This window comes from Pseudomonas sp. NFPP04, from assembly GCF_900113815.1.
GTDB lineage: Bacteria > Pseudomonadota > Gammaproteobacteria > Pseudomonadales > Pseudomonadaceae > Aquipseudomonas > Aquipseudomonas extremorientalis.
Genome location: NZ_FOQS01000013.1, coordinates 193,724 through 200,906 on the forward strand (window position 1 = coordinate 193,724; position 7,183 = coordinate 200,906).

A 7,183-nucleotide genomic window follows, 5' to 3' on the forward strand; every position below is an offset into this window, starting at 1 on the left:
CTGACATGACCCCAGGCTGGATTACCACAACGCTGCTGGACAACGACGCCCCTGGCGGCTGGGCCGTCGCCCGCAGCCGCGACGGCTTTTTGCACGACACCAATGGCCCGCTGTTCCCGAGGGAATGGCTCAAGCGCCAGGACCTGTCGGTGTTCGCCGAGCATGGCATCGGCCACCTCGATGGCGAGCCGGTGTACCTGCTGGAGCTCGACTCGGCGGCTGAAGTGCCGGGCTGCAGTTGGCAGGGCCTGCGCGGCTTCATGCTGCAAGGCGATCACACTTTGTACAAAGTGCTGGGCTATGCGGCGCAGATCGGTACTTGGGCACGGGAGCACAGGTTCTGTGGCAGTTGTGGCCAGGCCATGGTCCAGGTGCCACGGGAACGCGCGATGTACTGCCAGGCCTGCGACCTGCGCAGCTATCCGCGGATCTCGCCGAGCATGATCGTGCTGGTGACCCGTGGCGACGAGATCCTGCTGGCGCGTTCGCCACGCTTTGTCACGGGGGTCTACAGCACCCTGGCGGGGTTTGCCGAGCCGGGTGAGTCGGCCGAAGACTGCCTGGTCCGCGAGGTCCGCGAAGAGGTGCAGCTGGAGGTCAAGAACATCCAGTACATGGGCAGCCAGTGCTGGCCGTTCCCGCACTCGATGATGCTGGGCTTCCATGCCGAGTACGCCGGTGGCGACATCGTGCCCCAGGCCGATGAGATTGAGGACGCGCAGTGGTTCAACATCCACGACCTGCCGCCGTTGCCGGCGTCACGCTCGATTGCGCGTTACCTGATCGACCTGTACCTGGCCCGTCGACTAGGTCACGCTGAACCAGTGTTGCCAGGCTAGACGCACCGTCAGGCCGAGGACCACGGTGATAAACACCGGGCGAATGAATTTGGCGCCGCCGCTGATCGCGCTGCGTGCGCCAAAGAATGCGCCGCACATCACTGAAACGCCCATGGCCAGGCCGACGATCCAGTCCACCGAACCATTGACGATGAACACCGTCAGCGCCGCTGCGTTGCTGACAAAGTTCATGCTGCGCGCCACGCCGCTGGCCTTCACCAGGTCGATGGGGTGCAACAGCATCGTGCTCACCGTCCAGAACGCCCCGGTGCCCGGGCCTGCCACGCCATCGTAGAAGCCCAGGCCGAAGCCCTGGGTGGCTTGCCACTTCTTCTTGATCGGCGCGTCGGCATCCAGCGGCGCCTTGGGCGTGCCGCCGAACAGCAGGTACAGGCCACAGGCGAACACAATCACTGGCAGCATTTTGTTCAGGGTTTCGGCCGGTAAATAATGGGCGACCACGGCGCCACTCAGTGCGCCGACCAGCGTACCAACGATGGCGTGCACCCACTGGCGCGGGTGGAACAGTTTGCGGCGATAGAAGGTGAAACTGGCGGTGGCCGAGCCGAAGGTGGAACTGAGCTTGTTGGTGCCCAATACCAAATGCGGTGGCATGCCGGCGGTGAGCAGGGCGGGTGTGGTCAGCAGGCCGCCGCCACCGGCAATGGCGTCGATAAAACCGGCGATGAAGGCAACCACCGCCAGGATGGCGAGGGTGGTGAGGTCTACGCTGAGTTCGAAGGGCATGGGCAGGGCTTATTCTTGGCAGGGCGCTATGCGAAAGGCCGCCATCTTACTCGCGGGGAGTCTGCAAATCCAAATGTGGGAGGGGGCTTGCCCCCTCTCACATTGTTACTGCGTCGACTTACGATCGATGTGTTTCGATCCACTCCAACGCCGTGCGCCAGATACAAATCCCGAGGAAATACGCCGACATCACCGACCACAACCCAAACGTCCACGGGTTGGTATTCGGGTAATCCACCACCATCAAGAAGCTGCACAGCAACCAGATCGTGGTCACCGCGATGTTGATCGGCATGAACCGCTTCACCCGGAACGGGTGCAGGAACTTCATCGGCGTCACGGTCAGCAGCGCCAGGCCAATCACGGTGAGCAAGGTGACCCAGGCTTCCGGCTGGATGATATACACGCACAGCGCCACCACGTTCCAGGCGGCGGGGAAGCCGACGAAGTAGTTGTCCTTGCTCTTCATGTTGACGTTGCAGAAGCAGAACAGCGACGACACCAGGATCACCGACACCGTGAACAGGTGGGTAAAGTCCGGCAGGTCGATATAGCGGTAGATAAACAGTGCGGGAATGAACACATAGGTGAGGTAATCGATCACCAGGTCCAGCACCGAGCCGTCAAAGCTTGGCAATACCGTGCTGACATTCACCCGGCGCGCGAGCGAGCCATCGACCCCGTCCACCACCAATGCCAGGCCAAGCCACAGCAGGCAGGCCTTCGGCGAGTTTTCCAGCAGCGCCAGGGTGGCCAGGAAGGCCAATACCACACCGGTGGCGGTGAAGCCGTGGGCGCCCCAGGCTTTGAGTCTGGCTACATGCAGGGTCGATATCACGGGCGGTTCTCCAAAAGGTGAAACGGGGCAGCCGACAACGTGACGCCGTCGAGTCTGGCCGGGGAATGCAGGTATCGACCGGGAAGGGGGTAAGAAGGTTCACCACCCCGGCGTATCACTTAGCGTAGCAAGCGTAAGACATTTCGGCATCAACCCTGGCGGAACACCAGTGCCTTCAAGCCACTTTGCGGATCGATATCCGGAAACTCCGGCGGGTTTGCCAGGCGCTCCACAAAGTTCAGGCCCGGCGCTTCGCGGGTCACGCCGTCGATCAGGAAGTCTTCGCCGAAGGCCGGGTCGTTCATGCAGGCCAGCACCGTGCCCTGTGGCGTGAGTAAATCCGGCAGCCGGCGCAGCACACGTTGGTAGTCCTTGGTCAGCAGAAAGCTGCCTTTCTGGAACGAGGGCGGGTCGATGATCACCAGGTCGTAGGGGCCGCTGTTGGTAACCTTGGCCCAGGACTTGAACAGGTCATGGCCCAGGAAACTCACCTTGCTCAGGTCATGACCGTTGAGACGATGGTTGTCGCGGCCACGGCTCAAGGCGCCGCGGGCCATGTCCAGGTTCACCACATGCTCGGCGCCGCCTTCGATGGCCGCCACGGAAAACCCGCAGGTGTAGGCAAACAGGTTGAGCACACGCATGCCCCTGGCCTGTTCGCGCACCCAGTTGCGGCCATGACGCATGTCGAGGAACAGCCCGCTATTCTGTTTCTTGCCCAGGTCGATCAGGTAGCGCAGGCCGCCTTCGACGATGATCTGCTCTTCGACGGGCTCACCTACCAGCCATTCGGTGGTGCTTTGCGGCAGGTAGCGGTGTTGCAGGGCCACGGTATAACGGCCGAACTGGCTGCGCAGCAGCTGTTTCAGGGCGTCCAGTTGTGCCGCGTCGGGCTCCTTGAACAACGACACCAGCAATACGCCTTGCAACCAGTCCACCGTCAGTTGCTCCAGGCCCGGCCAGCAACGACCACGGCCGTGGAACAGGCGGCGGGTTTCGCTCGGCGGAGTCTGCAGGGCAGCGAGCAAATGAGCGTGCAGGGTGGCGAGTGCTTCTGGGTTCATCGTTAAACGTCATTGATTGAGCGGGCGGCATTTTAAACACAGTTGCAGGGTTGCGGGTGGCTTGAGCACAACGTGCTGCAAAAAAGTGAGTTGGCAGTGATTCATGCTCAAAATGCTGAAATCAGCGCTTGAGAACAGGCAAAAAATCCTTCGGTGCCGACATAAACTGGAAAAAAAGCCTGGAGGTGCCCATGAACGGTTTCACGACAGCGGTGATTGACCAGCAAGAGCTGGATGAATGGCGCGAAGCCCTCGCCTCACTGGCGGCGAACGCCGGCCCGGCACGGGCGCGCCAGATCCTCGATGTGCTGGCCCAGGATGCCAGTGCCCCGCACATTGACTGGAAACCGCGCCACGGCACGCCCTACATCAATAGCATCAGCGTCGAGCAGCAGCCGGCGTTTCCGGGCGACCTCGCCACCGAAGAACGCCTGGCTTCACTGGTGCGCTGGAACGCCCTGGCCATGGTGGTGCGCGCCAACCAGGCCTATGGCGAACTCGGCGGGCATATCGCCAGTTACGCCAGCGCGGCAGACTTGTTCGAGGTAGGTTTCAACCATTTCTTCCGTGCCCGCAGCGACAGCTTTGGCGGTGACCTGGTGTTCTATCAGCCGCATTCCGCGCCTGGCATTTATGCGCGGGCGTTCCTTGAAGGCCGCTTGAGTGAAGCCGACCTGGCCCACTATCGCCAGGAGATCGGCGGGCCCAAGGGAGGCGCACGCGGCCTGTCCAGCTATCCCCACCCCTGGCTGATGCCGGATTTCTGGCAGTTCCCCACTGGTTCCATGGGGATCGGCCCCATCAGTTCGATTTTCCAGGCGCGCTTCATGCGCTACTTGCAGCATCGCGGCTTGCTGGACACCACTGACCGCCACGTCTGGGGCGTGTTTGGCGACGGCGAGATGGACGAGCCGGAAAGCATGTCCGCCTTGACCCTGGCCGCCCGTGAAGGCCTGGACAACCTCACCTGGGTGGTCAATTGCAACCTGCAACGCCTCGACGGCCCGGTGCGCGGCAACGGGCGCATCATCGATGAACTGGAAGCCTTGTTTGCCGGCGCCGGTTGGAACGTTATCAAACTGGTGTGGGGCTCGGACTGGGATGCGTTGTTGGCCAAGGATGCCGACGGTTCGCTGGTCAACACCTTGTCCAGTACGGTTGACGGCCAATTCCAGACCTTTGCCGCCAAGGACGGCGCCTACAACCGCGAACACTTCTTTGGCCAGAGTGAATCCCTGGCCCGGCTGGTCGAGGGCCTGAGCGACGAACAGATCGACCGCCTCAAGCGTGGCGGCCACGACATGGTCAAGATTCACGCGGCCTACCACGCGGCGCGGCAGGTCAAGGGCAAGCCCACGGTGATCCTGGCCCAGACCAAGAAGGGCTTCGGCATGGGCGAAGCCGGGCAGGGCAAGATGACCACCCACCAGCAGAAGAAACTCGACCGCGATGCACTGATCGCCTTCCGCAATCGCTTCCAGTTGCCGCTGACCGATGAGCAGACCGAGTCCCTGAGCTTTTTCAAACCGGCAGACGACAGCGTCGAACTGCGCTACCTGCACCAGCGGCGCAACGCATTGGGCGGCTACGTGCCCAGTCGCAGCCAGGCCGCCGCGCCTGTCGCCGTGCCGGCGGTATCGGGCTACGCCGGTTTTGCCACGGCCGCCGACGGCAAGGAAATGTCCACCACCATGGCATTCGTGCGCATGCTCACCAACCTGCTCAAGGACAAAGCCCTGGGCCCGCGCATCGTGCCCATCGTCGCCGATGAAGCGCGCACCTTCGGCATGGCCAACCTGTTTAAGCAGATCGGCATCTATTCCAGCGTCGGCCAGCGCTACGAGCCGGAAGACATCGGCTCGATCCTCAGCTACCGCGAAGCCACCGATGGGCAGATCCTGGAGGAGGGCATCAGCGAAGCCAGCGCCATCAGCTCCTGGGTTGCCGCGGCCACCAGTTATTCAGTCCATGGCCTGCGCATGTTGCCGTTCTACATCTATTACTCGATGTTCGGCTTCCAGCGCGTCGGCGACCTGATCTGGGCCGCGGCCGACCAGCGCGCCCGTGGCTTCCTGCTCGGCGCCACGGCCGGGCGCACCACCCTCGGTGGCGAGGGCTTGCAGCACCAGGATGGCAGCAGCCACCTCACGGCGGCCACCGTGCCCAACTGCCGCGCCTACGACCCGGCGTTTGCCGGTGAATTCGCGGTGATCCTCGACCACGGTATGCGCCAGATGCTGGAGCACGATGTGGACGAGTTCTACTACGTGACCCTGATGAACGAAAACTACCCGCAGCCGAGCCTCCCGGAAGGCGTGGAGACGGCGATCATCAAGGGCATGTATCGCTTGCAAGGTACGGTCGATGCCAAGGTGCGCCTGTTGGGTTCCGGCACGCTGGTGCGCGAGGCGCAAGCGGCGGCGCAGTTGCTGGCGCAGGATTGGCAGGTGGCGAGCGAGGTGTTCAGCGTGACCAGTTTCAGCGAACTGGCGCGGGAAGCGCGGGAGGTGGAACGCTGGAATCGCTTGCATCCGCAGCAGAAGGCACGTGTCAGCCACTTGGCTGAATGCTTGCCCAAGGGCGCGCCGGTGGTGGCTGTGTCCGACTACGTGCGGGCTGTGCCGCAGATGATCGGTTCATATCTGGATTCCAGCTACACCGTGCTCGGTACTGACGGATTCGGGCGCAGTGATACACGGGCGGCGTTGCGCGATTTCTTTGAGGTGGATCGCCATCATCTCGTGCTGGCAGCGTTGACGGCGTTGGTGGAGCAGGGGCATCTGCAAGCGCGGGTGTGCCAGGAGGCTATCGAGCGTTACAACGTGCAGACTGAGCGCGGAGCCGCCTGGAACGGCTGAGTTAAAAGCTGGCTATCAGTGGAGGCCCAAAAGCCTCCCTGATAAACCCCGGCGCGATATACCGCTCGTAATGCGCCTCGGACAACAGGAAAAACTCCCGGTCAATCGCATCGCGCAGATCCGCCAGGCTGCGCTCGCGAAACTCCGGCAGCAACCCCAACCCATACGCCTCCAGTCTGGAAATCACTCTAGCCCCCCGCGCAATCAGCTGGTACGCCCAGCAATAGGGCGATTGGTGCGGCACAAAGCGGATCTTGCGATTCTCCAGTTGCTGGCGCAGCAGGTGCGCGTCGAGCACCTGCAGCTTGCTGGCCATTACCTGCACCAGCAGTTGCTCCAGGCGCAGCCACACCGCCTGTTTTTCCTCGGCGTTGTAGCCGTTCCACTGGATCACTTCGTGGTGATAGCGTTTGCAGCCGCGGCAGACCAGGTCTCCGTAGACGGTGGAACACAGGCCTATGCAGGGGGTCTTGATGGTTTGATTGGGCATAAGAAGGCAATTTGCAAAGATTTATCGCGCACCGCAACCGATGTGGGAGGGGGCTTGCCCCCGATTGCGGTGCATCAGTCACTGAAGCTTGAGCTGAACGAACGTCATCGGGGGCAAGCCCCCTCCCACATGTGGAGTCAGTCCCAGCTCAGCGCGCCGCCAGTCTGGTACTCGATCACACGGGTCTCGAAGAAGTTTTTCTCTTTCTTCAAGTCCATGATCTCGCTCATCCACGGAAACGGGTTGGTGGTACCTGGGTACTCTTCCTTCAACCCAATCTGCGACAGACGACGGTTAGCGATGAACTTGAGGTAATCCTCCATCATCGCCGCATTCATGCCCAACAC

Annotated in this window: 6 protein-coding genes and 1 pseudogene; 2 read left to right on the plus strand and 5 right to left on the minus strand. The window is 62.1% G+C overall.

Going from position 1 to position 7,183, the window contains the following annotated elements:
* The first annotated feature begins 5 nt into the window (after positions 1 to 5).
* Entirely contained in the window at positions 6 to 839 is an 834-nt protein-coding gene (gene nudC / locus BM017_RS24060; protein WP_092249124.1) for an NAD(+) diphosphatase, read from the plus strand.
* Here the strand turns inward: nudC and BM017_RS24065 are convergent.
* The 3 genes from BM017_RS24065 to BM017_RS24075 all read right to left on the minus strand — a co-directional run bounded on the left by BM017_RS24065 (position 807) and on the right by BM017_RS24075 (position 3,488).
* Positions 807 to 1,586, minus strand: a complete 780-nt coding sequence (locus BM017_RS24065; RefSeq protein ID WP_092249127.1) for a TSUP family transporter — start codon at positions 1,584 to 1,586, stop codon at positions 807 to 809. The two genes, nudC and BM017_RS24065, sit on opposite strands and share 33 nt — an antisense overlap.
* A 118-nt stretch (positions 1,587 to 1,704) precedes the next feature.
* The gene (pcsA, locus tag BM017_RS24070; protein ID WP_058427603.1) at positions 1,705 to 2,424 is read right to left on the minus strand and encodes a phosphatidylcholine synthase; all 720 of its coding nucleotides are present in this window, start codon (positions 2,422 to 2,424) and stop codon (positions 1,705 to 1,707) included.
* A gap of 149 nt (positions 2,425 to 2,573) precedes the next feature.
* Positions 2,574 to 3,488 carry a class I SAM-dependent methyltransferase gene (locus tag BM017_RS24075; RefSeq protein ID WP_092249130.1) on the minus strand — a complete coding sequence of 305 codons (915 nt, stop codon included), beginning with the start codon at positions 3,486 to 3,488 and terminating at the stop codon, positions 2,574 to 2,576.
* A 191-nt stretch (positions 3,489 to 3,679) separates the two neighbouring features.
* On the opposite strand from BM017_RS24075, the gene mdeB reads away from it, so the two are divergent.
* Complete coding sequence (mdeB, locus tag BM017_RS24080; RefSeq protein ID WP_092249133.1) at positions 3,680 to 6,346, plus strand: alpha-ketoglutarate dehydrogenase; 2,667 nt, start codon at positions 3,680 to 3,682, stop codon at positions 6,344 to 6,346.
* Between the two features lies 1 nt (position 6,347).
* Here mdeB and BM017_RS24085 read toward each other — a convergent pair whose 3' ends face one another.
* Entirely contained in the window at positions 6,348 to 6,836 is a 489-nt protein-coding gene (locus BM017_RS24085) for a DUF1289 domain-containing protein (protein WP_092249136.1), read from the minus strand.
* 137 nt (positions 6,837 to 6,973) lie between these two features.
* Positions 6,974 to 7,183, minus strand: a pseudogene (locus BM017_RS24090) (ribonucleotide-diphosphate reductase subunit beta); the annotation flags it as partial.